The sequence below is a fragment of the uncultured Pontibacter sp. genome (assembly GCF_947499215.1).
In the GTDB taxonomy this organism is placed as follows: Bacteria; Bacteroidota; Bacteroidia; order Cytophagales; family Hymenobacteraceae; genus Pontibacter.
Map to the genome: position 1 here is coordinate 459838 of NZ_CANMNI010000002.1, position 26333 is coordinate 486170.

Here is a 26333-nt window from a genome sequence, read left to right on the forward strand (position 1 = left end):
GCCAGGGGTCGGCAGTCTGCTATATTGTTTCCCCGCGTTTTTCCCTTCGCCGGCATTACCCGGATCAGGTTCAATGGGTATGATCTCAGCCCGTTGTTATAAGGCACCCCTAAACTGATGCAAAGGTATACCTGATTTTCTGTGAAAACAAAACCGCACAGCGTGATTTATGGCCAATCCACTGTATCAAGTAGTTAAGTACAATTTAATTTTACCAAAACCCGATAACCACATCTTGCCAAACTACGTTGAAATCATTAAGAGGCACATTTTCTCGCACCTGCTCAACTGCAACAGGAATTGCTAGGAAAATAGGCCAGCTGAACAATTTTTTGAGATTAAGAAGAAATGTGATGATGATCAGCTTACTGTATACTTTAGCACTGCTAACGATACTGGCATATTACGCTTTCGCTCCGCGCAAAAAATTCAGGGGGTCTTCCTCTACTGATAATGACGATGACGGAGGCGAACCTCTAGGCGACGATCTGCCAGATCTGGATCTACCCCCCGGCATATCATTGCCTATCAATGACTATGAACCGAAGTATGACTTGAGACGCATTAAGGTTCCCAAGTTTCCGGAACCTTCTCTGCAATGAAAACAAAAAAGTCCCCTGCTCTATCTACCGAGCCGGGGACTTTAAATTTATAGGAGCTACTCCTACCTAGTTTGAGGCGATTCCCAATCTAATACGTAATCTACCTTGCCTACAGCACCTCTAACGTATAGGTGCGTTCAAACACATGGTCCGGGCTGAGGTGGTTGATGCCCTCTTTCTTTTCCAGTTCGCCGGACTCGCCGTCGCGGCCCGCTATACCACACCACGGCTCGATGCACACATAAGGCGACGGTCCCGGCTTAGCCCAGATGCCAAGATATGGAAAACCTTCAAACGTCATTTCGATGCGTCGTTGGTTGGTCCTGCTGCCCAAGGAAAGCTTATCTGAGTTTAGTTTCTTAAACACGAGTGCATCTTTGTCAAAATAGCTGTGCCTGAGCGGCAGTTTCCGTTCATGCTCAAGCACCTTCTCCGTATCGCCACTCTGCAACCCTTTGTCGGTAAGCAGGTAGCGGTGAAGCGTTTCCTCTTTGTCAAACTCAATAAAATAGTCTGCATACTGCTCGCCGGGGTAGAAAGGCACATTGAAGCCCGGATGACCGCCAATGGAGAAGTACATCGCCTTTTTGTCGCGGTTAAGCACTTGGTAGGTTATAGAAAGCTTATTATTCTCGAGCTTGTAGGCGATCAGCAGCCTGAATTTGAAAGGGTATACCGGCAGCGTCTCTTCATCATCTTCCAATTCAAACACCAGTTTATTCTCTTCTTGCTCTATCACCTTAAACTCTTTCTGCCGGGCGAAACCGTGGCGCTTCAGGGCGAAAATCTCATCGTCATAAGTATAGGTCCCATCGGGCAGCTCCCCCACGATCGGGAAAAGATTAGGCGCGTGACTGCCCCAGATTTCCGGGTCAGCCTGCCAGATAAACTCCAACTGCTCATCGAGCTTGATCAGGTGCTGCAATTCGGCGCCATTACTTTCGACGCCCACTTTAAAGTTATAGTTCTGCAAATAGTATAGCATGGCAAGGTATAGGTTAGGATTGTTGCTTGAGCAAGCTGTCCACGTACCGCTTGGCCTGCTCCAGACGGGAATCCTGCTGTCCGCTTATTTCCACGAAGGGCACCTGCAGTGCTTCCAGCTCCTTTTTGTACCATTCGTAAAAATACTGTCGCAAGTGCGGATGCTCTCGCTGCGGATCAGGCTCCCACGGCAAATCAACGCCCATGAGCAGATAAAGGTTGTAGTCCTGTTGCTTTAGTTTTTGCAGCACCCAATCCGGGCAGTGGCCAAAGGCGTGTTCGCTCCAGATTTTGATCACGAGCAGGTCCGTGTCGACAAACAAAACCTGCTTTGCCTGTAGCTCCGTTTGCCTTTCCAAAGCCAGCTGCCCCTGCGCAATCGTCTCTATATCCTGCAGGGTATAAGGCCTTCCCAGTTCCTCTATATACGTACGGGCATACTCCGGTACCCAAACTGTGTTGTAGTGCACAGCCAGTTTTTCCGACAAAGTAGATTTGCCCGTAGATTCAGGCCCGGTGACAGCGACTTTCAGCATACAGCAAAGGTATGGCAAAATTTAACAGGGAGACGCTATACCTAGTCTCTCAAAAAAACTGCCGCTGATAAGTCTCCCTACCGGCGGCAGCTCAATTAAACAGCCTCCTACTGTTTGCATTCATCTAATTGCTTGCAACCTATATAGCTGATCAACAAGTATCTTCACTGAAAGTAATATCCTCTAATCTTATGGAACGTTATTCGGTTCTTAGACTCAACAGTGAGTCAATTCTAATTAAGTATACCTTGAAAAATATAATCAATCTAATAAATTTTCAGATTTACAGCAGATAAACAGTCTAATAGTGCTAACGTTGTCTAACACAGGGTATAGAAGAGATGCATTAAACCAAAAAAAGAGGGGATGCATCCGTTAAAATGCATCCCCTCTGTACTTTCCTCTCTGTCAGGTTGGTTAAGACAGGTATTTCTTAGTTTTCTGTGAAGCTGTAATCATAAAAGTTATACACCTCCACCTCTTTGGGGTGCCGATTGCCGTGCTGCTGAAGCAGCAGGCGCTTAGGGCTCTCGTCAGGAGACTCATAGCCCCATTTCATACGGTTTTCGTACTTAAGTTCGGCAGGCAATTCAATCTTACGGTTCTTCATACATAGTGTCGTTGTAGCGTTGAACATAGGTACTCGCATACTTTGGCGCACTAAAATCATCTATTGCCTCAGTTAGACTCATTTACGTTGCTGCTCTTTGCACGATCACATAAGATAAAAACATAAAGTAGGACATTTCCAATAATCAACTTGTAACATGGGCTACAGCCTCTTTTTCCATGTCACGTTTCCAGTCGAAATAGCCAATAGTAGCCAAGATCAGAAATACAAAGTACAGAAAAGCCGTTAGGTATAACTCCTTATATAGGTATACCCCCACATATACCACGTCAACAGCCAGCCACACCAGCCAATTCTCTAGTCGCTTCTTGGCCATCATCCAGTAGGCCATCAGGCTCACGGCAGTGGTGCCAGAATCGGTATAAGAGAGATCAGCGTCAGTGTAATTATCCAAGAAGTAACCTAGTCCGCCTGTAAACAAAACTACTAGCGTTATTAACACCCAGAGTTCGCGCTGTCCTACTTTGGTAACCTTTCGCTCGGTGTGCCCTTTGCCGCCGTACAACCACTCGTACCAGCCATACACACTACTGATGATATAAAATACGCTCAACCCCATATCGGCATAGAGCCGAGCATCGTAAAACACAAATACGTATGCCGTCACGCTCACAATACTAACAGGCCATGTCCAAATATTTTGGCGGGCAGCCAGCCACACTCCGGCTATACCTGAAATCACTCCTATTACCTCTATCAGGCTCATGGCCTGCAGCGCATCTGCTATACTTGTGTAAAAATCTGACATCTATACCTGTTTAAGGGCTGTGCTTTGGGCTAATTTGTTGCTAAGTTTGCAAATCGGAACCAAACCGCCAAAGCAAGCGGTATAGCCATACAAAAGGCATGTAAAATTATGGAAGAAATCACAGTGCTGGAACTGAAGGAAAGACTGGGACGCAGTGACAAACTGCAAGTGGTAGACGTGCGTGAGCCTGAGGAGTTTGAGATCTGCAACCTCGGCGGCGAACTGATACCTTTGGGTGAGCTAGCCAAACAATCGAGCCGCGTCCGCCGCGATGTACCTGTGGTTATGATTTGTCACCATGGCTTCCGCAGCGCACAGGCCATCAACTACCTGTCCCAGCGCCTCGGCTACGACAATCTCCTCAACCTCAAAGGCGGCATACACGCGTGGGCTACGGAGGTGGATCCGACCATGCGGGTGTACTAAAAATAATTTCTACCTCCCCTTGCTATATTATCCGGATTAATTTATGTAATTTTACGCGGCAAATAAGGACCCTTAATTTATTTGCCATGATCTCTGATCAATCCAAGATTGTATTCGAAGCCCTCACCTACGATGACGTGCTTCTGCTCCCGGCCTACTCCGAGGTGCTCCCCCACAACACTGACACTTCCTCACAGCTTACACGCAATATTCGCATAAATATTCCGCTGCTTTCCGCCGCCATGGACACCGTTACCGAGGCTGAACTCGCTATCGCTATGGCCCAAGAGGGAGGCATAGGCATTATCCATAAGAACATGTCTATCCGGGCGCAAGCCGAGCAGGTTCGCAAAGTGAAGCGTTCTGAGAGTGGTATGATCCTCGACCCGATCACGCTGGAGGAAGACGCGACACTGGGCGACGCGGTGCGCATCATGAACGAAAACAAGATCGGCGGTATACCTATCACGAACGGCCACGGCAAGCTGACCGGCATCCTGACCAACCGTGACCTCCGCTTCGAGAAAGACCTAACCCAGCCTGTGAAGGCGGTCATGACCACTGAAAACCTGATCACGGCAGAAAAAGGAACCGACTTGGCTAAAGCGGAGGACATCCTGCAGCAGTACAAGATCGAGAAACTGCCGGTTGTAGATGGTGATGGCAATCTGGTGGGACTTATCACGTACAAAGACATTCTAAAGAAAAAAGACCGTCCGAACGCCTGCAAAGACGAATACGGCCGTCTGCGCGTGGGTGCCGCCGTTGGCGTAACGCCCGACGTGATGGACCGCATCAAGGCGCTGGTAGAGGCCGGAGTAGACGTGATCAGCGTGGACACTGCGCACGGTCACTCCAAAGGAGTGCTCGACGTGGTGCGCAAGATCAAAGAGAACTTCCCTAAGTTGGATGTGATTGCCGGTAACGTAGCTACCGCCGAAGGAGCTAAAGCCCTTGCCGACGCAGGCGCTGATGCCGTGAAGGTTGGCGTTGGTCCGGGCAGTATCTGTACCACCCGCGTGATTGCAGGTATAGGCGTACCGCAGCTTTCGGCTGTGATGGAGGCCACCAAAGGCCTGCAGGGAACTGACGTTCCGGTAATTGCCGACGGTGGCATCAAGTTCTCAGGCGACATCGTGAAAGCATTGGCTGGTGGCGCCAGCACCGTAATGGTGGGCTCCCTGCTGGCCGGCACCGAAGAGGCGCCGGGCGAGATGATCATTTACGAAGGCCGCAAGTTCAAGACCTACCGTGGCATGGGCTCTATCGAGGCGATGGAGGAAGGCTCAAAAGACCGTTACTTCCAAGGCAACGAAAAAGACAGCAAGAAACTGGTACCGGAGGGCATTGTGGGCCGCGTGGCTTACAAAGGCTTGGTGTCAGAAGTGATCTACCAGCTGGTGGGCGGCATACGCGCCGGTATGGGGTACTGCGGCACGCCGGATATTCCGAGCCTGCAGGAGGCCAAAATGGTAAAAATAACAGGGGCTGGTTTGCGCGAAAGCCATCCGCACGATGTGCATATCATGCGCGAGGCGCCTAACTATAGCCGCTAAGCACTCCCGCTATACAACAACAGAAGAAGTAGGTCGGCCTTTGGTTAACCTACTTCTTCTTTTTTACGTTATGCAAGGTGTTCTTTCAAAACTCACCTTGACAGCTTGGCCAAAGAGCGAAAATTTTTCTTACCTTACATGCCGACAAAGTCTCGGGCAAGCCAAATGCTGTCGCCAATAAAACTAAGCACGGGTTACCGTTTTATGCTTTATAGAACCAACGCGAAATCCTTATTTGTCACGGCAGCCATCATCAGCTGGTCACTTCTGCTGGCCAATGTGCTGCTGGCGGCCGAAAGCTTGCGGCAGGACAGCTCCAATTCGCTCGCCCTGCCTTACGTCAACAACTTCCTGATCGTCATTTTCATCGTGTCTGTTTTTGGCTACCAGCGCCTCAGCGCCGAAAACTTAAAAGGCATCGATTTCATCAGCTATCTCTGGAATATTTTCGTGAAGGGAGGTGTGGCCGCCTACCTGAGCGTGGCCCTGTACATGGTGTACCGGATAGTAGTCAATTATGCTAACGTCCAGTCCCCCCTATTGCTGCACATGGTATACCAAGTGAACTTCGGCTTGCTCGTGCTCTTTCTGGCCAAGGCTTTTTACATCTGGCGCCAGCTGCTGCTTTACCACAAAAACAAGTTTCTGCAGATTGCCTGGGACTGGTATGAAATTCTGCTTTTTGCCACCCTGCTACTCACCCTGCTCAACTTCGACTACAGCAGTATGATTTTCCTGCCGCTTCTGGTCCTGATTGGTCTCTACACCTTATTCCTGAGCACCAACCTGAAGTGGGTAGCCTACCTGACGTTCAACAAAAAGGGGCGCTCGTTGATTCTCTTGGCCGCTATCCTACTGGCCTGCTACATTTTCACTGATTTCTTCTACAACTTTGTCGATAGCCCTGAACTGGTGATCGACTACACGGATGTCGGCTTCCTGCAGTTGGCTATGCTCTTTGTGGGCACCTATACCTTGGCAGCCTTTTTGGTGGCACTGTTCAGTTTGCCAACCTCCAGTGTGTTTGAGCAAAAGAGCGAAGACCTGCTCAATTTCCAGCGTCTGAGCCAGTCCATACAGCAGGGGCAAAGCGAGAAGCAGGTATACGACATGCTATTTGAGAGCACCGTAAAAGCCGCCGATGCCAGCGCCGCTTGGCTTGAGATCTTCAAGGGTGACAAAGACGTGGAGCTGTGCCACCAGCTGACCATCGAAGAAGAGCAGATCAAGCGCATCCGCCACTTGCTGCTGGCCTACAACATCCAGAACATCGACTACATCAACAATAATCTGGATCGCAACCCCGGTTTTAGGGACCTTACCCTGCCTTGGAAGTCGCTCATCATACTACCCATCAAATCGAAGAAGCACTTATTTGGCGTGCTATACCTGCTGAAGGATATTGAGCAGGGCTTTGACAGGGAAACGGTGAACGTGCTGCGCACTTTTACCAACCAAACAATTCTCACCATCGAGAACTTGCGACTGGTGCATGAGTCGTTGCAGAACGAACGCTACAAAGAGGAGCTAAAGATTGCCTCGCTGGTGCAGGACAGTCTAATCCCGAAAAACTTTCCGAGTGATAGTTGGTTTGAAATAGCGACACACGCTAAAGCGGCCAAGGAGGTTGGGGGTGATTTTTACGACTTCCTTCAACTCAGTGAGTCACGTATCGCCATTATTATCGGTGACGTGTCGGGCAAAGGTATTTCAGCGGCTTTCCATATGGCGCAGATGAAGGGTATCTTTCACGGGCTGATGCAGCAGGATATGCCGCCGAGCGAGTTCATGAAACAGGCCAACAGTGCGCTGAGCCGCTGTCTTGAGAAAACCTCTTTCATTACTTCTGCGCTATATATCATTGATTATCGCATGAAGGGCTTTATGTTTGCGAGAGCGGGCCATTGCCATACCCTGTACTACAACTCCATGATGGAGGACACCTTCTACTTCCAGACGGACGGACTGGGACTGGGCATTATCCGCGATAAAAGCTACAACAACCACGTGCGGGAAATGTACTACGACTACAACCCGACCGATGTGATGGTGATCTACACGGATGGTATTGTGGAGGCGCGAAACAAGGAAAATGACGAATATGGCGAAGATCGCCTGCGCTACATGCTTACTCAAACCTACCACTTGGAGGCTGAGGATATCAAATGCGCTATTATAAACGACTTGGAGGATTTCACGGGTCCGACAGACAACCTGTACGACGACCAGACCCTGCTTGTCATTAAGTTTAAACCTACTCAACCTAGTGAATAATTACACGTAAAGGATGCCGATGAAAATTACAAACCAAATCAAAGACACGACAATCATCATCACCCTTGATGGTGAACTGGACGCTAGCTCATCAGTTATGCTCGATGAAGCGCTCTCAGACCCCGAAATCATGACTTACAGCAAAATTCTGGTCGACTGCGAGAATCTGAATTACATCTCCTCTGCCGGCCTTGGGGTATTTATTTCGCACCTGCAGCGATTTGAAGACGCACAGATTAAACTCATTTTCTATAACATGCAGGACAAAGTGCGCAACGTATTCGAAATTTTGGGTCTTGACTTACTCATGACCATCGTTTCGGATTACGAGGAAGCCATGACCATCGCTGATGAATAATAAGATTACAGTTAGCTGTACTAAAAAAAATCTAAAGCAAATACGTGATTTCGTCACGGTTTATCTGGCAGGCTATAAACTGTCGGATATCCTGATGAATCAGATCGTGTTGGCTGTGGATGAGATATGCGCGAACCTCATCATACACGCCAATCAGGAAGACCCTTCCAAATTTATTTCACTGGGCATAACGGAGAAGAGCGGCATGCTCAAATTCGAGATTACCGACAACGGCGTAGCCTTCCGCCGCTCAGAATACAGGGAACCCAACATCGAAGAACACATCCGGATCGGTAAGAAAGGGGGCGTCGGCATAGCCCTCGTCAACCGCATCATGGATCGTGTGGAGTTCGAGTCAGACGAGAGGCAGAACACCTGCCTCCTCTACAAAAAAATTAAATAGGGCTGAGCTGTACACTTTTAACGCCCCCTGTCCGTTATCGGGAACGAAATCGCATGCAATAGGATTATAGTGATACTTTTTGACTAATCTGTCAGAAAAATTAACTAAAATTGCATGATCTGACCTCGTCAGGACAAAACCAAGCGTTAGTTTATAATCTATTTATGCGCAGCAATCAACTACTTGTTGCGGCAGCGGCCCTTTTAGTGGCCGGCTGTACCGTAACCAAGAAGAATGACAAGCAGGAACCCATCATCGCGACCGTTGGCTCCCAACCTATCTATACATCGGAGTTTCAGTATGTTTATGAAAAGAACAACGGAGGCAACGAAGATGCTTACACCCGACAGAGCGTAAGCGAGTACCTCGATCTGTATACCCGTTTCAAACTTAAAGTGATGGAAGGCGAAAGCCGTGGGTTGGACACGACCACAGCCTTTAAGCGTGAACTGGAAGGATACAAGGAGCAACTCGCCCAGCCATACCTGACCGAAAAAAGTGTAACCGACAAACTGGTACAGGAGGCCTACGAGCGCCTAAAACAGGAGGTAAACGCCTCGCACATTCTTTTTGGCCTTCCGAACGACCCTAGTCCGCAAGACACTTTGACGGCCTATAACCAAGCGCTTGAGGTTCGCAACCGCATCGAGGCCGGAGAGGCATTCGATAAACTGGCGCGTGAGTTCTCTCAAGACCCCTCAGCCAAGGAGAACGGCGGCAACCTAGGCTATTTTACGGCCATGCAGATGGTGTACCGCTTTGAGGATGCGGCCTACAAAACCCCGGTTGGACAGGTATCCATGCCGGTGCGTTCGCGCTTCGGCTATCACCTCATCAAGGTACACGACAAGCGCCAAGCACAGGGCGAGGTGAAAGTAGCGCATATCATGGTGCGCGCTACGCCGGGCATGCCTAAGGCCGACTCACTGGCCGCCAAACAGCGTATAGACGCCATCTACAAGCGCGTGCAGCGCAACGAGAACTGGGACCGTCTGGCAGCAGAGTTCTCTGAAGACGCCAACTCCGCCCCTAATGGCGGCGAACTGCCTTGGTTCGGCACCGGCCGCATGATCCCTTCGTTTGAAGAAGTCGCTTTCTCCTTGAAGAAAGAAGGCGAAGTGGCCAAGCCTGTGCTAACACCGTACGGCTGGCACATCATCAAACTGATCGGCAAGCAGAACCTCCCTCCTTTTGAGGACATGGAGCAGAGTCTGCGCAACAAAATCGCGAAGGACTCCCGCTCTGAACTGAACAAGGCCGCGTTCATGAAGCGCATCAAGGCAGAGAATAATTTCACGGAAGACGCAGCCGCCAAAACCGCCGCACTGGGTAAGTCGACCGATGCCCTGATGCAGGGTAAGTGGGACTACGATGCCGCCGACAAATCACTTAAAACAACACTGTTCACGATACAGGGCAAGCCTTATACCGTGGGCGACTTCTATACCTTCGTAAAGGCAGAGCAGCGTCCGCGCGCCACGGGTACCTCAGAACACCACATGAACTCGCTTTACGACAGCTTCGTGAACAAGAGCTTGCTGGAGTACGAGCGCGCTAACCTCGAAAACAAATACCCTGACTTCCGCATGCTGGTACGCGAGTACCACGACGGCATTCTGCTGTTCCAGTTGATGGACGAGAAGGTATGGTCTAAAGCAGTGGAAGACTCCGTAGGCCTGAAGGCATATTTTGAACAGAACAGCGCCAAGTACCAGTGGGGAGAACGTGCGCATGCCACCGTAATCAGTGCCGCCAACAAAGAACTACTCACCAAGGCACAGCAACAGCTCGACCAGCGCCGCTACGAGGTGCGCAATGGCAAACCTGCGGACATTACCTTCGAAACCAACAGCGCCACCCCTGACAAGGCTGGTATGGCTAAGCTGAACGAACTGGCTGACCGCCTCAGTAACAACCCAAATCTATCGCTGGAGGTGAATGGGCACGCTGACGCACGCGAAGCCGCCGGTAAGCGAGATCTTTCGGCGGAACGCTCCAAAGCCGTAGTAGCCTACCTGACAGAGCGTGGTGTACCGGCTGAGCAATTGAGTTCCAAGACACTTGGCAAAACGAAACAGGCTGCGGCTGACAATACCGAAACCGGCCGTCGTCGCAACAGAAGAGTTTCTTTTGCGCTTTACTCATCAGACCTGAGCGTACTGGCTGAAAACCTGAATGCCGGCAACCCGCTGGGCGTGCAGATATCGGAGAAGAAATTCCAGAAAGGTGAGAACAAAGCCGTGGATGCTGTGAAATGGGAGAAAGGCGCTCACAACACTGAGCTTAACGGTCGCCAGTACCTCATCATCGTGCACGACGTGTTAGCCCCGGCTGCGAAACAACTCTCTGAAGTAAGAGGTCAAGCCACAGCCGACTACCAGAACTATCTGGATGAGCAATGGGTGAAGCAGCTACAGGAGAAACACCCGGTTTCCATCAACGACGCAGAGGTAGAAAAAATCATCAGAAAATAATTCCGGTCACCAGTACGACACCGGCACCCAAGCAACATGCACAAAACAATCAATAAAACGAAAACGCTGCGCCTTTCATTAGCCACAGCCCTGCTCTGCCTCCTTTCCGTCTTCACGGCTTCGGCACAAGTGCCAACTCAGAAAAAACTGGACGGCATCATTGCGAAAGTAGACAACCACATCATCCTGCGTTCTGAGCTTGAGTTCAGCTACCTGCAGTACCTAGCCCAGACCAAACAGCAGCCAAGCGCTCAGACAGAGCCGCTTAAATGCGACATTCTGAAGTCGATGGTACAGGAGAAACTGTTGCTGGCCCGTGCCGAGATTGACTCCGTAGTAGTAGAGGATGCCGCTGTAACCGGCGAGCTAAACCGCAGAATTGACTACCTCGCCTCCCAAGTAGGTGGCACCGAGCGCTTGGAGCAGTACTATAACAAAAGCATCAAGCAGCTGCGCGATGAGTTGCGCCGCACCGTGCGCAACCAAATGCTATCAGAGAAGATGCAGCGTGAGATCACCGAGAAAGTGACAGTGACGCCGAAAGAGGTGCGCCGCTATTTCAACCAGATCCCGGCTGACAGCTTGCCATACTTCTCGAGCGAGGTGCAGCTGAGCCACATTGTAAAGTATGCGGAAGTTAGCCGTGTTCAAAAACAAGCCGCCCGTCAGAAATTGGAAGCCCTGCGCGAACGCATTTTAGCCGGTGAGGATTTTGCCACATTGGCGCGTGAGTACTCTGAGGACCCGGGTTCTGCCGAATCAGGTGGCGAACTGGGCTTCTTCAAGAAAAAAGAACTGGTACCGGAGTATGAGGCGGCAGCGCTTCGCCTAGAGCCGGGTCAGATGTCCAACGTGATCGAGTCGATGTTTGGTTTCCACCTCATCCAGCTGATTGAGCGCAAAGGACAGGAGTTTAACACGCGACACATCCTGATCAAGCCAGCCACAGCCCGTGTTGATGTGCAGGACGCTATTGCCGTTCTCGACAGTGTGCGTACGCTTATCCTAAACGACAGCACTACGTTTGCGAAAGCGGCCAAAGAGTTCTCGGATGACAAGGGCACCAAAGACAACGGTGGTATGCTTCAAAGCCGCGCGACAGGCAGTACCTACATCCCAATGGACGAAGTGGAGCCCGGCATATTCTTCGTGATCGACACGATGAAAGTAGGCAACATATCGAAGCCGGTGACCTTTACAACGCCTGACGGCAGAGAGGCTGCCCGCATCATTAAGCTTAACTACAAGTCGTCGCCGCACATGGCCAACATGCGCGATGATTACCAGAAAATTGCAACTGCCGCTCTCGCACAAAAGAGAGACAAAGCGGTGGATGAGTGGTTCCGAAAAAACTTCGACACCGTATACATCGAGATCGATCCTGAATTTGACCGTTGTAAGGTGCTAGAACTAACCCAATAAACAGACTATGAAGCAGTATACCTCTGACAAAGAAGCAGCCGACGCGCTGTACCGTGCCTATCAGGACCTGACATCCGAAATCTCAAAGGTCATCGTAGGCCAAGAGGATGTGGTGCGCTTGGTACTCACAGCCGTTTTTTGTCAGGGGCACTGCCTGTTGGTGGGCGTACCGGGCCTCGCCAAAACGCTCCTTATCCAGACGATCGCCTCCTCGCTAGACATGTCCTTCAGCAGAGTGCAGTTTACCCCTGACCTCATGCCGACCGACATTGTAGGTGCCGAGACACTGGACAAAGACCGTAATTTCAACTTCGTGACCGGCCCGATCTTCGCCAACATCATTTTGGCCGATGAGATAAACCGCACACCGCCTAAGACACAGGCGGCCTTGCTCGAGGCGATGCAGGAATATGCCGTGACCGTAGCCGGCAAACGTTACGAACTGCCAAAGCCTTTCTTCGTGCTGGCCACCCAGAACCCGATCGAGCAGGAAGGCACTTATCCGTTGCCGGAAGCGCAGCTGGACCGCTTCATGTTCAACATCACACTGGGCTACCCGAGCTATGAGTCGGAACTGCAGATAGTGAAGAATACGACCGGCGCCCTTCGCACCACACTCGACAAAATACTGCACGCAGACGATATCTTGGCATTTCAACAACTGGTACGCCGCGTGCCGGTGGTTGACAACGTGGTGGAGTATGCCGTGAAACTGGTGCATAAAACCCGCCCGAACACCGAGATGGGATCACAGCAGGCCAGCCAATATCTGGAGTGGGGCGCCGGCCCAAGAGCTTCGCAGCACCTGATCATCGGGGCCAAATGCAATGCCCTGCTCAATGGCAAGTACTCCCCTGACATAGAGGACGTACAGGCCGTAGCCCTCCCTATCTTGCGCCACCGCATTGTGCGCAACTTCAAGGCTGAGGCCGAAGGCATCACCGTAGAGCAGCTGATACAAGATCTTCTGTAATTTAAGACTAGATGCGAGATGAAGTGGGTGCATAGCTAATTTTAGCAATTTAACCACCAAACAATTTAGCAATCTAACCTTATTGGTGTAATTTTGCGCCCGTACTGATTTTTCAACATTACCCCTAGACCTATGGAAGCGGCAGCGCTATACGTTCGCTTTAAAGATAATCTGGCCACCATTATAGGAGCCCTAAACAGCAAGCTGGAGGTTCGCTCCATGCCTTATAATGTATCCATTCCACTGGAAGTAGACCTGCTAGCCGACATTCTTCACCTGCACGGCCTTGAGTTCAAGTCAGAGACTGCAGGCGTTGGCAGACTGGAGGACTTTGTTCGCTGGTTTCAGCAGAACGAGAACGCGGTTATGGATACCATGCAGCATGTGATGGAAGACAAGCGCGCCTACATGAAAACCGCTGGTGGCGTAGTGCTGCAAAAAGAAATGCTGATCAGAAGACTGGAGTACTTCAACGAGACGGCCCATACCTTGGACGTGATGATGCGCCAGCAGCAGCTCAACAGCCCGAAGCACTTCCAGTACCCTTTCCTACTGAACCAATAGTCCAACGCTATACCTGATATACAGAGCGCCCGCAGTTTTATAGCTGCGGGCGCTTTTTCTTATACCTAGTGGCGGTTTAGGCTTAGCTGTTCCGAATTGAGGTATGCCCTTCTTTGGAATGCTTTGTATCCAGCTTGCCATCCGGCTCTTTCTTCATGCTGGAATCCGCCTCCTCGCCTACCGGACCTTTGGCCACTGTAATTCCTCCGTCCACCATATACAGTGCTCCCGTTACATAAGAGGCTTCATCAGAAGCAAGGAAGCAATACACGTTGGCCACTTCTTCAGGGGTGCCTCTGCGACCCATGGGCGTGGCCACTTTCATTGTCTTCACCATTTTGCTGTCCATAGGCCCGGTGCTGGCGTGCGTCCAAGCCGTGTCGATGGGGCCGGGGCCTACGATGTTTACCCGCACACCAAACTGCGCCTGCTCCACAGCCAACCCTTTCATAAAAGCGTGTATAAAGCCTTTGGTACCGCCATAGGGCGCATTTTGCGCTATACCTATCACGCCCGCCTCTGAACCGGCGGACACAATGTTGCCTTTCGTTTTGTGCAGTTCAGGCAGCGCTGCCTTGCTCATCGCAAAAGCCGACTTAATATTGTTCTTGATCATGTAGTCCAATGCCTCCTCGGTATAGTCTTGCAGCAGATTTACCTCTGGGAATACACCGGCATTGTTAACGAGAATATCCAGCTGCCCAAACTCGCTTACTGCCAGTTTCACACAGCTCTTCGCGTTAGCCTCTGTGGAAATATCGCCGGTGAAGGCAATGGCCATGCCTCCCTCCTTTTGGATTTCCTTTGCGACATCCTCCACCGGGTCTTCCGGAAAACCGGCCACGACCACTTTGGCACCTTCTTGGGCGAACTTCTTGCAAATGGCTTCGCCTATACCTGTACCACCTCCTGTTACAATGGCTACTTTTCCTTCCAGTCTGTTTTTCATAGATTTCGAATTAAGATGACAATTCACTGAACATACATTGTTGTAACGGCCGCTTTTTTATGACGGTTGGTTTTTTAGTTAATGTAGAATAATTAAAACACGTTTTCGCATGATTAGCGTATTACAAAGCAAGGAAGGAGATCAACAGAGCGCCTCCCTTTAAAATCAACGTGCATCTATGAGCTTTCTTTACAACACCTTATCCGGCTCCTTTGAAGAAAAGTTGGAAACTGAGCACCTCTTGCTTCGCCCCTATGAAGATGGCGATGAGCAGGAGTTCATGCGGCTGATACAAGAGAATACATTAGCCCTCTGCCCCGCCTTTGCGGGGAGACTGGCCCGAGTACGCGCCCTAGATGACGCCCGTTCGCAGTTGGCGCAGCTCCGCACAGACTGGGACAACCGGAAGCAATTTGATTTTGGAGTGTGGATAAAAGAGAGTGGTACCTACATAGGCGATATTACGCTCAAAAACATTGACCGGAGCGTACCAAAAGCGGAGGCGGCACTTTACTTTACCGGCTGGCCCGACATGAACATTTTGGCCCAAGAGGCCTTTCGAGCCATTCTGAGCTTCGCCTTTGAGGACTTACAGCTGAACAAGGTATACATGCGCTGCACACAGTATAATCTCGCCTGCTCCCAACTGGCAGAGAGCTGTGGATTTAGAAAAGAAGGCGTGCTGCGGAGCGATTTCAGAGGAGCTGATTCGGATGAACTGCTGGACCTGAACTACTATGGTATGATCCGCGATGATTACGAACAGGAAACCCAGCTTAGAGAGAGCGACAGCAAGGCCCTTGTATAATTCCGCTACTTCCGGGGTTTAGCCACAAAAAAATCGGTGTCGAACGTCAGGTATAGCGCATTAGAAAACTCCAGTTTCGGGTCGTCCAAATCCAGTACTGGCTCCAAACGCAAAGTCAGCGTAAGGTCTTCGATTAGCTCAATGTCTTTCATGAGGCGCAAAATAAGCAGTTGCCGATCCTCCTGCACATAGTCCGGATTCTTGTAGGTGGTGGATGCCGACTGAAAAAGCTGCCCACCCAACTCTGTTATATACCCATCTCCTCTCCAATAGCTCATCATCACATCTTGGTACTTGGTATCAATACCAGCGTTCAGGTATAGCGCGCTTCCACGCTTAAAGGGAAGCGTAAACTCATTGGAGTAGTCCCCGAAGCCCAGCACATAGTTTTTGGTGTATATCCGGTGCAGCATTCTGTACGGCAGTTGGCGCTCCAGCTCAAATCCGACAGCTGCATTCACAACAGTAAGTAGCGGCAGCGGTGAATTGTCAATTTGCCCGCCTTTGTGCTGGGCCGTGAACTGTATAGGTATAGAAAGCCGCAGCGAGTCCCCCTCTACCCGGCCCGGTCGGTTGAGCAGGTGTATGGCCGAGCTGATGCCCCCGGCCACTTCTTCGCGGTCCGGATCGGCACGGTAGATCATTTTGTTCCAATCTATCCAAGCATCCATGCTAACGCGGTGTGTGTTGAGCAGGAACTGAAGACCGTTCTCAAGCCGGTTGGTCATTATCCGTTCAAAATCATAGAGAGGCTCTATATAATTATGGCTAAGGTTGCCCTCTAGCGTACCAAACACAAAGGCCCAGTTCTCGCGCTGCAGCTTCACCGTGAAAGTCGGCTGTATGTCCTGATACCCTGAACTTCCGAAGTCTTTCCAGAGAAGTGCGCCTGCATCGATGCGCACTGAGGCAGCCGGATAGTAGCTCACACGAGGCAGCACGTGGTAGCCAAATAAGGTATAGCCGTCGGCTATCTTGTTGAAGTACTCATTGTTTTTAGAGAAACCGAAAGCATGCACACCAATTCTAATATGGTTAGCATTTTCAGGTATAACAGGCATCTTTAGCTTTAAGGCATCGTTGTTAAGCTGCCCATATGCTAAACCGCTGTAAAGCATAGTAAAGGCACATAATAAAAGCCTAAAATATCTCATAAAAAAGGAAAAGAAATGGCACAAAAAGCCGACAAAAGCTGTTGTAACAAGACGGCATTAGTCAACTAAAAAAATTAGCAAAATACCTGTTACTTTTTTTGCAAATTGATTTTGAACGTCGTAATTTCACCATCAATATAAAGCTATTTTAATTAAACACACATGAGCGTAAGCAACGAAAAACTAAAAGCCCTGCAGCTGACGATAGACAAGCTTGACAAGACTTACGGTAAAGGCACCGTAATGAAACTGAGCGACAACAAGGTGGAAGACATTCCGGCTATCTCAACCGGCTCACTTGGGCTGGACATTGCGTTGGGTATTGGCGGTTTGCCACGCGGCCGTGTCATTGAGATCTACGGTCCTGAATCGTCTGGTAAAACCACGCTTACCATGCATGCTATTGCTGAGGCGCAACGCGCTGGTGGCTTGGCCGCCTTTATTGACGCAGAGCACGCATTTGACAAGGTATACGCTGAGAAACTCGGTATCGACACCGAAAACCTATTGATATCACAGCCTGACAACGGTGAGCAGGCACTGGAAATCGCTGACCACCTGATCCGTTCAGGCGCGATCGATATTATCGTAATTGACTCTGTGGCCGCTCTGGTACCGAAAGGCGAACTCGAAGGCGACATGGGTGACAGCAAAATGGGCCTTCAGGCACGTTTGATGTCACAGGCACTGCGTAAGCTGACCGGTACAATTAACAAAACTGGCTGCTGCTGTATCTTCATCAACCAGCTTCGTGAGAAGATCGGTGTGATGTTCGGTAACCCAGAGACAACTACTGGTGGTAACGCTCTTAAATTCTACGCTTCCGTGCGTCTGGATATCCGTCGTATTGGCCAGATCAAGGAATCTGCTGATAACATCACTGGTAACCGTACCCGTGTGAAGGTGGTGAAAAACAAAGTGGCGCCTCCATTCAAAGTGGTTGAATTCGACATCATGTATGGCGAAGGCATCTCTAAAGTAGGCGAGATACTTGACCTTGGCGTAGAGCTAGGTGTTGTGCAGAAATCAGGTTCTTGGTTCTCTTACAACGGCGACAAGTTGGGTCAGGGCCGCGACGGCGTGAAGCAGATTCTGCTTGACAATCCGGAACTGCAGGAGGAGATCGAGGCGAAGATCAGAGCTATCGTTAAAGGCGAGCCTGAGAAGGTGGCTGCTGCCTTAGACGATATTGCCGGAGCCGAGTGAACATTGTTCGCTAATACGAAGTAATTAAAAAGGTGCTGCCCTGTGTAGCACCTTTTTGCATTTTAAGTTGTTGGTAGTGTGAATACAACCCACTATCTTTAATGTGAAGACCCACAGTTGGTATAATAGTTGATTATGTAGCAACTAGAACCCCTGAATGTCTGAAATGCTTATGAAGAAGATTTTCCCAGCGATATTATTAATCCTGCTCGTTCTTTCCGGCTTCGTTGCAAAAGAAAGCCTGAGGACCGTACCCAACGACAGTTTTGGCAAAGGAGAACTGCTGAAGTACAAAGTGCATTATGGTCCCATCAATGCGGCGGAGGCAGTGATTGACATTTCCCCAAACCTGCACCGCATAAACGACAGGCTTACCTACAAGGCTACTGTTTATGGCAAGACCAACAGTTCCTTCGATATTTTTGTTAAGGTAAGGGATACGTGGCAGTCTTACATTGACACAGCCGCCATACTTCCGCACCGCTCCTTCCGCAACATAGAAGAAGGCAGCTACCGCAAGCGCGAAACAGTGGACTTTAATCACTTCACTAACACGGCGCAGGTGGAGATGAAAAAGAAGAACCGAGACAAAAAGCAGAGCACACACAAGATCCCGCATGGCGCACAGGATATTGTGAGTGGCTTTTATTACCTGCGCACACTCGACTACGATCGTTTTAAGGTAGGAGACAAGTTCACGATCAAGGGTTTCTTTGATGAAGAGACTTTTGACATGGTGGTAACTTACCAAGGCCGCGAGACGGTGAGCACGAAGGCCGGTTCGTTTAGAGCGATCAAGCTCGTGCCCAAAATGCCGAAGAATAAACTGTTTAGAGGCGAGGATGCGATTACGGTATACCTGTCTGATGATAAAAACAAGGTACCTGTCATGATCGCGGCGGAGATGTTTGTGGGTTCCGTGAAAGTAGATCTTTACGAACACAAAAACTTAAGACATAAACCCGCCCTTGTAGCACAGAAATAGGGAAAAGCCAGCTCCAGTAGCTGGCTTTTTTTATGGGTGAAGTTAGCCGTATGTTATGATAACATTATGATTTTGTAAAGTCAGCGTTCCGTCTCTTTAAAACAATATATTTGTACTGTGGTCTTAAGTATAAAGAGTAACCCCATACCTGAGAACTACATCATGAAGTGTTACCACTTTAAAACCAAGAAACGTGCAGACACCAACCCATCCTCTCTATAAAATACTGGTAGTGGACGACGATCCGGATATCGTTGAGTTACTCCAATACAACCTGACCCGCGAGGGCTATCAGGTAAACCAAGCGGAGAACGGCAAAAAAGCCATTGAGGTAGCCCATGCCTTTAAGCCCAACGTGATTCTGATGGATGTGATGATGCCGGTACTGGATGGAATAGCCGCCTGTCGCCAGTTGCGCGAAGAACCTGATTTCCGCCATACGCACATCATTTTTCTGACAGCCCGCTCCGAGGAGTTCTCCGAAGTGGCCGCTTTTGACGCCGGAGCCGATGATTTTATCACAAAGCCGATAAAACCGCGTGCTCTACTTAGCCGCCTTGCCGCCTACGCCCGTCGCGATGCACAGCAGGAAGAGCAGGAACAGGTAATAGAGATCGGAGGCCTGCGCATCGACCGCACCAGTTTTGCCGTGTACAAAGGCGAGGAAAAGATCACCCTGCCAAAGAAAGAGTTTGAGCTATTGGCATTTTTGGCAGCCACCCCGAACAAGGTATTTACCCGCGAGGAGCTGCTCAACAACGTATGGGGTAGCGATGTATATGTAATTGCCCGTACGGTGGATGTGCACATCCGAAAAGTGCGTGAAAAAATAGGCGAAGACCACATAAGAACGATTAAAGGTGTCGGTTACAAGTTTAACACCGACTAAAGCATGAATTTAAATTCCCGTACGCTTGCCCTTTTGGTATCACTGGCAGTGGCACTTGTGCTCACTGCCTTTTTGGCTTTGGCCAGCTACTTCTCTTCCAGAGGGTTTATAGCAGCCCTTGTCATCGTATTCGTTTGCTGCTTTCTGCTGATCTACTTTTCATATGAGGCGCTCGTGTTCCGCGAAATTAAGAACGTGTACTCCAGTTTCGAGAAGATAAAGAGACAGGAATTTCGCAAAGCGGAGGGCCGTTCCCTCTTTACAGCAGATCCGCTCCGAAAGATAAAAGACGACATATATCAGATTGCTGAGCGCAAGCAGCAGGAAATTGATGAACTGAAACACCTGCAAGTGATGCGCCGCGAGTTCTTGGCCGATGTGTCGCACGAACTTAAAACACCGATATTTGCCGCACAAGGCTTCATCCATACCCTACTCGACGGCGCCGTGGACGACCCTACTGTGCGCGACAAGTTTCTGCAGAAGGCCGCCAACAGCCTCGACGGCCTCGACACGCTGGTTCAGGACCTCATCAGCATCTCGCAGTTTGAGAAAGGGGTCGTGAAGATGGAGAAGCTGGACTTCGACGCGGTGCAATTGGTGCGCGAGGTCTTTGAGCAACTGGAGCAGAAAGCAGACAGCCGCCAGATCAGCCTGCACCTCGAAGCAAAGCCGAACGAAAAAGTCATGCTGCACGCCGACCCTAACCGCATACGGCAGGTCTTTATCAACCTCGTGGACAATGCCATTAAGTACGGCCGCACGGGCGGCAACATCTGGGTGTCATTTACAGAGGGCCGCAAGCGTTATACCATCACCGTGAAAGACGACGGTACAGGTATAGCCCAAGAGCACATCAACCGCATATTCGAGCGCTTCTACCGCATCGACAAAAGCCGCTCCCGCGATAGCGGCGGCTCCGGCCTCGGACTGGCCATCTCCAAGCACATCATTGAGGCGCACCGCTCCTTCATCGCCGTAAAAAGCGAGCTCGGCAAAGGCACTACTTTGCGCTTTAAGCTGCTGAAGGCGAAGGTAGGTTGATTGCCTAATTGTTGATTGTCGAATGTTTCAAGAGAAATTAATTAAAGGGCACGTACAGATATCCTCACAAACTTAAAGGAGGAATTCAGAATCACACCTCTCACATATCCTCACATACTTGGTGTGTTAGCAATTAGACTATTTAGCAATCATCAACTGACAATCTACAACCAACAATCAACAATCAGCCTAACCACCAAATTTACGTATCTTTGCAGGCTGCGCGGCTCTAAGGTATAGCCGCGCCCATTAACGATACAGTACAGCATGAAATACCCGGTTTTTAAAGACCTGATCATATTTGAGAATGAGGACTTCTTGGTGGTGAACAAGCCGCCTTTTCTATCCACGCTCGAAGACCGCACACCGAACACAACCAACCTGCTCAAACTTGCCAAGCAGCATAACCCGGACCTGCAGGCCTGCCACCGCCTCGACAAAGACACGTCGGGCTGCCTCGTGTTTGCCAAAAATCCGGAGGCTTACCGCCACTTGTCGATGCAGTTTGAGCACCGCGAGGTATACAAGGTATACCATGCCGTAGCTTGGGGCGTGCACAAGTTCGAGGACCAACTGGTGAACCGCTCTATCTTGGCAGGCGCCAAAGGTGTGGCCAAACTTACCCCACAGGGCAAACCAGCTGAAACTTACTTCACGACGCTCGAAAGCTACAGCCGCCATACCTTGCTGGAGTGTATGCCGGTAACTGGTCGCCTGCACCAGATTCGCATACATTTGGCCTTTTTGGGAGCACCGATTGTAGGTGACTCGCTATACGGCGGCGAAAATGTATACCTGAGCAGCCTAAAGCGCAAGTTTAACCTGAAACAGCAGACAGAAGAGCAGCCGCTCATCAAGCGATTTGCCTTGCACTCGCATACCATCGGTTTTAAGCTGATGGATGGAGAACCGATCAAAATTGAAGCGCCCTACCCGAAAGACATGGCCGTGCTGATCAAGCAACTCCGGCAATACAACTAGCGTAAAAACAAAGGGGCCTGATGCGACATCAGGCCCTTTTTGCTTTTATAAGGTATAAACTTTCTAGCTTACCCGCAGCACAATCTTCCCGATATTCTTGTTGGCCTCCATATACCGGTGCGCCTCCGCTGCGTCCGACCAGTCGAATACAGAATCAACAACTGGTTTGATCGTGCCATTCTCAAATAAAGGCATGGCAAAAGCTGCCATGTCTTGTGTGAGTCGGATCTGGTAATCGCGGGTACGGGAGCGCAGCGTAGAGCCGATCACTTGCAGGCGCTTGATCAGAATCTGACGCAGGTCAAAGTCTTCTACTTTGCCGCCGCCTAAACTAGCCAACAACACCATTCTCCCATCTAGGCGCAAGCACTCGATGTTCTGCTTAAAGTAGGGGCCGGCAATAAAATCCACGATCACATCCACCCCTTCCGAATTGGTATGCGCCAGCACCTCGTCTTCAAAAGGCACTTCTTTATAATTAATGGCTTTGTGCGCACCCAGTTCTAGACAGGCTTTGACTTTGTGCTCCGAAGCCGTCACCAGTACTTCCGCCTTCAGGGCACGGGCCAACTGTATACCTGCCGTGCCCACGCCACTTGCTCCGGCATGAATCAACACCCGCTCGCCAGCCTGCAGCTTGCCTAGCCAAGAGATCGCTTGCCAAGCCGTCAGGAAAACCTCCGGTATGGCCGCCGCCTCTTCCATGCTCAGGTTTTCAGGTATAGCCATGGCCATCTCTTCGTGAATCACGGCGTACTCGGCATAGCCGCCGCCCGGTAGCAGGCCCATCACCTTGTCTCCCTTTTTGAAACGGGTGCAGCCTATACCTGCCTCCACCACCTCTCCGGCTATCTCAAGCCCCAGCAGCGGGCTTTCTCCCTTCGGAGGAGGGTACTTGCCCTGTCGCTGCAAGGTGTCGGCACGGTTAAGCGCAGTGGCATGCACGCGCACCAGCAGTTCATATGGCTTGGGCAGTGGCTGTTCGGACTCTCCCAGCACCAGTTGTTCTGGTCCGCCGGGTTGCTTTACAAGAATGGCTTTCATATCTGTTGATTTAGAGTTAAGTCAGGCTATACCTTAAGACGCCAGCTAAAAATAGATGTTTCCGCTTTATTCCCATAACCGCTTCCACTGGCAGCATTCGTAATTTTGATCCTCATCAGAAAAAAATAATTAAAGAATTATTACATAAACACTTGACCTTATTACGAAACTTTCGTAACTATACGAAAATATCGTAGAATTATGGAAAAGCTGACACAACAAGAAGAAGATGCCATGCAGGCGATTTGGTCGCTGGACGGCGGTTTCATCAAAGACTTTTTGGAACAACTGGACGAGCCGAAACCGCCTTATACCACATTGGCCTCTACGGTGAAAAATCTGGAGAAGAAAGGCTTTTTGCAGAGTGAGAAGTTCGGCAACACCTACCGCTATACGCCACTCATCAAAGAAGAAGACTACAAAAAGCGCTTCATGAAAGGCTTTGTGGGCGACTATTTTAAAAACTCCTACAAAGAACTGGTGGCTTTCTTTGCGAAGGAGAAGCAAATTAGCGCCGAAGAGCTGAAAGAGATTATTGACATGATCGAGAACAAAAAGTCGAAATGATATGCCAACCCTGCTCCTATACCTGCTGAAAGCAAACGTAGCCCTCGTGCTGTTTTACTTGGCTTACCACTTGGTGCTGCGCAAACTCACGTTTTATCACCTCAACCGAATTTTTCTGGTGTTCGGCATTGTGTTCTCTGCTGTGTATCCGCTGGTTGACCTCACCGAACTATTTAGCCGACACGAAGAGCTTGCCGCCATGCAAAGCTATGCGGTAGTGCTGCCTGCTTGGACACCCACCGCTATACCTGAGCAAGCCGAAGCATTCGACTACTGGCTCATACCTGTCGGGCTATTCTGGCTCGGCTGCGGCCTGATGCTGCTACGGCTGATCATGCAGTTTGCCTCGCTCTACCAAATACACCGCGCCTCGGTGCCCGCCTCCTATCAAGGGGTAGGCTACCGCAAGGTGCAAGGCATAAGCGAAGCCTTCTCGTTCTGGAAAACTATTTACCTGAATCCGACACAGCACCAATCGCCTGAACTGGAATCGATCCTGCGGCATGAGCAGATTCACGTAAACGGCTGGCATACGCTGGATGTACTGCTAGCGGAGTTGAGCACCGTTTTTTACTGGTTCAACCCGGGTGTGTGGCTCATGAAAAAGGCCATGAAAGAAAACTTAGAGTTTATAGCTGACCAGCATGTTGTAGATGCTGGCGTCGATAGAGTAGCATACCAATACCTCTTACTGAAAGTTGTAGGCGCCACACAACCTCAGATTGCCAATCAGTTTAACTTCCCATCCCTTAAACGAAGAATTGTCATGATGAATAAAATGCCCACAAGCAAGGCAAACCGGCTCAGACTGCTGGTTGTGTTACCGCTCGTAACGGTGCTGCTGGTTGCCTTCCGGAACGCCACTCCTCTAACAGAGTCTATAGCAAACATAGCAGAAACTGAGACGTTGCAACAAAATGAAGGATCTAAGCTGCCTGACGAACTTGTAGACATCTTAAAAAACATCTTAACAAATCATCCAGCCATAAAAAGCGTGCGTGGTAAAGTTGTTGACAACAGAAATGCTGTAGTTATCAGTTTAAAAGACGGCGGCACGGAAATATATTACCTTGACAGTAGCAAAAGCATTGCTGCCTTAGAGCGCAAATATGGTGAATTGCCAAGTACGCCACCAGTAACCAGAAGAGATAAAACAGGCCAAGAACCCATCTACACATCAGAAGATTATGAAGAATTTTTGATACGCAACCCGAATGTAAAGCGTGTGTATTGGGTACCTGATGAAGAAGCAAGCCAAGAAAGCAAAGTTGACCGTATGGTAGTTGAGCTTAAGTCTGGTGGCCTTGAAAGCTACCGAATGGTTTACAAAAGCGAGATAGACGCAGCCGAGAAAAAGTACGGCAAACTGCCTGCAAAGCCAGCTAGGCCGCCAATGGTCGACAACTCAGAGCTGCCAGTTCCTCCTGCGCCTTATAACCCAGATCAGGATGAAAGGGCGAAAAAAGTAGCTGAAGAGCACAAGGCTTTCTATGCCCGCAACCCGCAGGTAAGAAAGATTGAATGGATATCCAGAAATGAGATCAGGGTAAGGCTTGAATCAACGGAGGAAATCTACAAAATGACTGACAAGAAAAGTCGTGCTGCGGCTGAGAAAAAGTATGGTCAGTTTCCATCAAGCCCAGGTGCTGCACAAGTTGTATCCAGAGCAGAGTTTGAATCTCAGAAGAATAATGCTGTACAGCAACAGAACGGGGAACGCATCTTCTCACCAACGGATATTGGCTACTACCAAGACCGCAAAAACCTGCCTGTGGAGTATACCAACTTCCTGAAAAGGAACCCGACGATTGATAAAGTTGGCTGGAAAATCCATCCGGAGAAAGGCCCACAAGCAGTAGTGCTTTTTCTAAAATCGGGCACCACCGAAATATATAACCTGAATGACCAGAAGAGCATGGCGAAAGCGAAAAGTAAATACGGCGAATTCCCTGGTTTACTGCCGCCGCCACCGCCTGTGATGATAAAAGATGAATTGCCTCCTCCCCCACCGCCTGCACCGGCTGCCCCAGATGCGCCGCCAGCTCCGGATAAAAATGAACTACTGTCAGGCATGCCAAAAGGAGCGCTGTATTATATTGACGGAGTAGAAGCGAGCCGAGAAGCCTTACAAAAGCTTGACCCAAAGACTATCCACAGTATGAATGTAGTCAAAGGTAAAACCGCAGTAGATCTATTCGGCAATAGAGCCTCAAAGGGTGTTGTTTCGTTTGTAACTGAAAAGAACAAAGAATCCCGTCAGGTACAGGAGTTTAATAAAAAACTTCCTACCCCGCCAGCACCGCCTGTTCCAAATGCACCCGGCACGCCACCGCCTCCTTCTGCACCAGCCGACATCCCTGTAAAAATTTATATTCCAGATGCCGATAATCTTCATGAAGACCATAAAGCGTTCCTAAAACGGAATTCAGAGGTAAAAGAAATAGGCTGGATGATTGGTGAAAATGACAGCAAAAAGCTCAGGATGATAATACTGTATTTGAATGAGGGGAAAACAGAAGCGTATGATTTGGATAATGAGGCATCTATTGCAAAGGCGGAGAAAAAATATGGAAAACTACCTAACCTGCCACCTCCGCCGCCACCTGTAAAAAAGCAGAAATAGGGTAACAGCTTATACCTGAGTTTAAACTCACCGACCTAAAGAAGCCCTCTGCCACTTCAGGTCGGTGAGTTTATACCTAACCTTCCTAGCCTTTTGCTTTTTACACTATTCCCCTGTGTCACAGCATATTTC

Annotated in this window: 25 protein-coding genes and 1 riboswitch; of the genes, 18 read left to right on the top strand and 7 right to left on the bottom strand. The window is 49.7% G+C overall.

Annotated features, from left to right (window positions below; all coding sequences use genetic code 11):
- Positions 1-23: 23 nt before the first annotated feature.
- A riboswitch (TPP riboswitch) is annotated at positions 24-121 on the bottom strand.
- A 232-nt stretch (positions 122-353) separates the two neighbouring features.
- Positions 354-602 (top strand): hypothetical protein, encoded by a 249-nt coding sequence (locus tag Q1A04_RS09915; RefSeq protein WP_018476926.1) that lies wholly within the window; start codon positions 354-356, stop codon positions 600-602.
- 109 nt (positions 603-711) lie between these two features.
- Here Q1A04_RS09915 and Q1A04_RS09920 read toward each other — a convergent pair whose 3' ends face one another.
- From Q1A04_RS09920 to pnuC, 4 genes are all read right to left on the bottom strand, one after another.
- Positions 712-1587, bottom strand: coding sequence for an aldose 1-epimerase family protein (locus Q1A04_RS09920; protein WP_299704812.1), 876 nt, complete (start codon positions 1585-1587; stop codon positions 712-714).
- Positions 1588-1600: 13 nt separating this feature from the next.
- On the bottom strand, positions 1601-2122 hold the full coding sequence (locus Q1A04_RS09925; protein WP_299704814.1) for an ATP-binding protein: 522 nt from the start codon (positions 2120-2122) through the stop codon (positions 1601-1603).
- A 433-nt stretch (positions 2123-2555) separates the two neighbouring features.
- Positions 2556-2732: a hypothetical protein gene (locus tag Q1A04_RS09930; protein ID WP_299704816.1), complete on the bottom strand. Its 177-nt coding sequence runs from the start codon at positions 2730-2732 to the stop codon at positions 2556-2558.
- A 145-nt stretch (positions 2733-2877) separates the two neighbouring features.
- Positions 2878-3501, bottom strand: a complete 624-nt coding sequence (gene pnuC, locus Q1A04_RS09935) for a nicotinamide riboside transporter PnuC (RefSeq protein WP_299704819.1) — start codon at positions 3499-3501, stop codon at positions 2878-2880.
- 108 nt (positions 3502-3609) lie between these two features.
- On the opposite strand from pnuC, the gene Q1A04_RS09940 reads away from it, so the two are divergent.
- From Q1A04_RS09940 to Q1A04_RS09980, 9 genes are all read left to right on the top strand, one after another.
- Positions 3610-3927, top strand: a complete 318-nt coding sequence (locus tag Q1A04_RS09940) for a rhodanese-like domain-containing protein (RefSeq protein ID WP_299704821.1) — start codon at positions 3610-3612, stop codon at positions 3925-3927.
- 86 nt (positions 3928-4013) lie between these two features.
- Positions 4014-5483: an IMP dehydrogenase gene (gene guaB / locus Q1A04_RS09945; RefSeq protein WP_299704824.1), complete on the top strand. Its 1470-nt coding sequence runs from the start codon at positions 4014-4016 to the stop codon at positions 5481-5483.
- Positions 5484-5687: 204 nt separating this feature from the next.
- Positions 5688-7757: a GAF domain-containing SpoIIE family protein phosphatase gene (locus Q1A04_RS09950; RefSeq protein WP_299704827.1), complete on the top strand. Its 2070-nt coding sequence runs from the start codon at positions 5688-5690 to the stop codon at positions 7755-7757.
- A 19-nt stretch (positions 7758-7776) separates the two neighbouring features.
- Positions 7777-8115, top strand: coding sequence for an STAS domain-containing protein (locus Q1A04_RS09955; protein ID WP_299704829.1), 339 nt, complete (start codon positions 7777-7779; stop codon positions 8113-8115).
- Entirely contained in the window at positions 8108-8518 is a 411-nt protein-coding gene (locus Q1A04_RS09960; protein ID WP_299704832.1) for an ATP-binding protein, read from the top strand. The genes Q1A04_RS09955 and Q1A04_RS09960 overlap by 8 nt, the downstream gene beginning before the upstream one ends.
- A 164-nt stretch (positions 8519-8682) precedes the next feature.
- Positions 8683-10992 carry a peptidylprolyl isomerase gene (locus Q1A04_RS09965; RefSeq protein ID WP_299704835.1) on the top strand — a complete coding sequence of 770 codons (2310 nt, stop codon included), beginning with the start codon at positions 8683-8685 and terminating at the stop codon, positions 10990-10992.
- Positions 10993-11028: 36 nt separating this feature from the next.
- Positions 11029-12414, top strand: coding sequence for a peptidylprolyl isomerase (locus Q1A04_RS09970; protein WP_299704837.1), 1386 nt, complete (start codon positions 11029-11031; stop codon positions 12412-12414).
- 7 nt (positions 12415-12421) lie between these two features.
- The gene (locus Q1A04_RS09975) at positions 12422-13387 is read left to right on the top strand and encodes a MoxR family ATPase (protein WP_299704840.1); all 966 of its coding nucleotides are present in this window, start codon (positions 12422-12424) and stop codon (positions 13385-13387) included.
- Positions 13388-13519: 132 nt separating this feature from the next.
- Positions 13520-13951, top strand: a complete 432-nt coding sequence (locus tag Q1A04_RS09980) for a hypothetical protein (RefSeq protein WP_299704842.1) — start codon at positions 13520-13522, stop codon at positions 13949-13951.
- Positions 13952-14033: 82 nt separating this feature from the next.
- Here Q1A04_RS09980 and Q1A04_RS09985 read toward each other — a convergent pair whose 3' ends face one another.
- Positions 14034-14900 carry an SDR family oxidoreductase gene (locus Q1A04_RS09985; RefSeq protein ID WP_299704845.1) on the bottom strand — a complete coding sequence of 289 codons (867 nt, stop codon included), beginning with the start codon at positions 14898-14900 and terminating at the stop codon, positions 14034-14036.
- A gap of 178 nt (positions 14901-15078) precedes the next feature.
- On the opposite strand from Q1A04_RS09985, the gene Q1A04_RS09990 reads away from it, so the two are divergent.
- Positions 15079-15708, top strand: coding sequence for a GNAT family protein (locus Q1A04_RS09990; RefSeq protein WP_299704848.1), 630 nt, complete (start codon positions 15079-15081; stop codon positions 15706-15708).
- Positions 15709-15713: 5 nt separating this feature from the next.
- Here Q1A04_RS09990 and Q1A04_RS09995 read toward each other — a convergent pair whose 3' ends face one another.
- On the bottom strand, positions 15714-16826 hold the full coding sequence (locus Q1A04_RS09995) for a hypothetical protein (protein ID WP_299704851.1): 1113 nt from the start codon (positions 16824-16826) through the stop codon (positions 15714-15716).
- A gap of 198 nt (positions 16827-17024) precedes the next feature.
- Between Q1A04_RS09995 and recA the strand changes: the two genes are divergently transcribed.
- The 5 genes from recA to Q1A04_RS10020 all read left to right on the top strand — a co-directional run bounded on the left by recA (position 17025) and on the right by Q1A04_RS10020 (position 21967).
- Entirely contained in the window at positions 17025-18068 is a 1044-nt protein-coding gene (gene recA, locus Q1A04_RS10000) for a recombinase RecA (protein ID WP_299704854.1), read from the top strand.
- Between the two features lie 172 nt (positions 18069-18240).
- Positions 18241-19053: a DUF3108 domain-containing protein gene (locus Q1A04_RS10005; protein ID WP_299704857.1), complete on the top strand. Its 813-nt coding sequence runs from the start codon at positions 18241-18243 to the stop codon at positions 19051-19053.
- Positions 19054-19246: 193 nt separating this feature from the next.
- Positions 19247-19942, top strand: a complete 696-nt coding sequence (locus Q1A04_RS10010; protein WP_299704860.1) for a response regulator transcription factor — start codon at positions 19247-19249, stop codon at positions 19940-19942.
- A gap of 3 nt (positions 19943-19945) precedes the next feature.
- Positions 19946-20986: an ATP-binding protein gene (locus Q1A04_RS10015; protein WP_299704863.1), complete on the top strand. Its 1041-nt coding sequence runs from the start codon at positions 19946-19948 to the stop codon at positions 20984-20986.
- Positions 20987-21253: 267 nt separating this feature from the next.
- Positions 21254-21967 carry an RluA family pseudouridine synthase gene (locus Q1A04_RS10020; RefSeq protein WP_299704866.1) on the top strand — a complete coding sequence of 238 codons (714 nt, stop codon included), beginning with the start codon at positions 21254-21256 and terminating at the stop codon, positions 21965-21967.
- A 63-nt stretch (positions 21968-22030) separates the two neighbouring features.
- Here Q1A04_RS10020 and Q1A04_RS10025 read toward each other — a convergent pair whose 3' ends face one another.
- Positions 22031-23011: an NAD(P)H-quinone oxidoreductase gene (locus Q1A04_RS10025; protein ID WP_299704868.1), complete on the bottom strand. Its 981-nt coding sequence runs from the start codon at positions 23009-23011 to the stop codon at positions 22031-22033.
- Positions 23012-23212: 201 nt separating this feature from the next.
- On the opposite strand from Q1A04_RS10025, the gene Q1A04_RS10030 reads away from it, so the two are divergent.
- Together Q1A04_RS10030 and Q1A04_RS10035 are read left to right on the top strand one after the other, a co-directional pair.
- Complete coding sequence (locus Q1A04_RS10030; protein WP_299704871.1) at positions 23213-23578, top strand: BlaI/MecI/CopY family transcriptional regulator; 366 nt, start codon at positions 23213-23215, stop codon at positions 23576-23578.
- A 1-nt stretch (position 23579) separates the two neighbouring features.
- Positions 23580-26201, top strand: coding sequence for a M56 family metallopeptidase (locus Q1A04_RS10035; RefSeq protein ID WP_299704874.1), 2622 nt, complete (start codon positions 23580-23582; stop codon positions 26199-26201).
- The last annotated feature ends 132 nt before the right edge of the window (positions 26202-26333 follow it).

Bases quoted from the DNA above. Each gene is read 5' to 3' on its own strand.
- Q1A04_RS09915 (WP_018476926.1), top strand. From the start codon at position 354: ATGATGATCAGCTTACTGTATACTTTAGCACTGCTAACGATACTGGCA.
- Q1A04_RS09920 (WP_299704812.1), bottom strand. From the start codon at position 1,587: ATGCTATACTATTTGCAGAACTATAACTTTAAAGTGGGCGTCGAAAGT.
- Q1A04_RS09925 (WP_299704814.1), bottom strand. From the start codon at position 2,122: ATGCTGAAAGTCGCTGTCACCGGGCCTGAATCTACGGGCAAATCTACT.
- Q1A04_RS09930 (WP_299704816.1), bottom strand. From the start codon at position 2,732: ATGAAGAACCGTAAGATTGAATTGCCTGCCGAACTTAAGTACGAAAAC.
- pnuC (WP_299704819.1), bottom strand. From the start codon at position 3,501: ATGTCAGATTTTTACACAAGTATAGCAGATGCGCTGCAGGCCATGAGC.
- Q1A04_RS09940 (WP_299704821.1), top strand. From the start codon at position 3,610: ATGGAAGAAATCACAGTGCTGGAACTGAAGGAAAGACTGGGACGCAGT.
- guaB (WP_299704824.1), top strand. From the start codon at position 4,014: ATGATCTCTGATCAATCCAAGATTGTATTCGAAGCCCTCACCTACGAT.
- Q1A04_RS09950 (WP_299704827.1), top strand. From the start codon at position 5,688: ATGCTTTATAGAACCAACGCGAAATCCTTATTTGTCACGGCAGCCATC.
- Q1A04_RS09955 (WP_299704829.1), top strand. From the start codon at position 7,777: ATGAAAATTACAAACCAAATCAAAGACACGACAATCATCATCACCCTT.
- Q1A04_RS09960 (WP_299704832.1), top strand. From the start codon at position 8,108: ATGAATAATAAGATTACAGTTAGCTGTACTAAAAAAAATCTAAAGCAA.
- Q1A04_RS09965 (WP_299704835.1), top strand. From the start codon at position 8,683: ATGCGCAGCAATCAACTACTTGTTGCGGCAGCGGCCCTTTTAGTGGCC.
- Q1A04_RS09970 (WP_299704837.1), top strand. From the start codon at position 11,029: ATGCACAAAACAATCAATAAAACGAAAACGCTGCGCCTTTCATTAGCC.
- Q1A04_RS09975 (WP_299704840.1), top strand. From the start codon at position 12,422: ATGAAGCAGTATACCTCTGACAAAGAAGCAGCCGACGCGCTGTACCGT.
- Q1A04_RS09980 (WP_299704842.1), top strand. From the start codon at position 13,520: ATGGAAGCGGCAGCGCTATACGTTCGCTTTAAAGATAATCTGGCCACC.
- Q1A04_RS09985 (WP_299704845.1), bottom strand. From the start codon at position 14,900: ATGAAAAACAGACTGGAAGGAAAAGTAGCCATTGTAACAGGAGGTGGT.
- Q1A04_RS09990 (WP_299704848.1), top strand. From the start codon at position 15,079: ATGAGCTTTCTTTACAACACCTTATCCGGCTCCTTTGAAGAAAAGTTG.
- Q1A04_RS09995 (WP_299704851.1), bottom strand. From the start codon at position 16,826: ATGCTTTACAGCGGTTTAGCATATGGGCAGCTTAACAACGATGCCTTA.
- recA (WP_299704854.1), top strand. From the start codon at position 17,025: ATGAGCGTAAGCAACGAAAAACTAAAAGCCCTGCAGCTGACGATAGAC.
- Q1A04_RS10005 (WP_299704857.1), top strand. From the start codon at position 18,241: ATGAAGAAGATTTTCCCAGCGATATTATTAATCCTGCTCGTTCTTTCC.
- Q1A04_RS10015 (WP_299704863.1), top strand. From the start codon at position 19,946: ATGAATTTAAATTCCCGTACGCTTGCCCTTTTGGTATCACTGGCAGTG.
- Q1A04_RS10020 (WP_299704866.1), top strand. From the start codon at position 21,254: ATGAAATACCCGGTTTTTAAAGACCTGATCATATTTGAGAATGAGGAC.
- Q1A04_RS10025 (WP_299704868.1), bottom strand. From the start codon at position 23,011: ATGAAAGCCATTCTTGTAAAGCAACCCGGCGGACCAGAACAACTGGTG.
- Q1A04_RS10030 (WP_299704871.1), top strand. From the start codon at position 23,213: ATGGAAAAGCTGACACAACAAGAAGAAGATGCCATGCAGGCGATTTGG.
- Q1A04_RS10035 (WP_299704874.1), top strand. From the start codon at position 23,580: ATGCCAACCCTGCTCCTATACCTGCTGAAAGCAAACGTAGCCCTCGTG.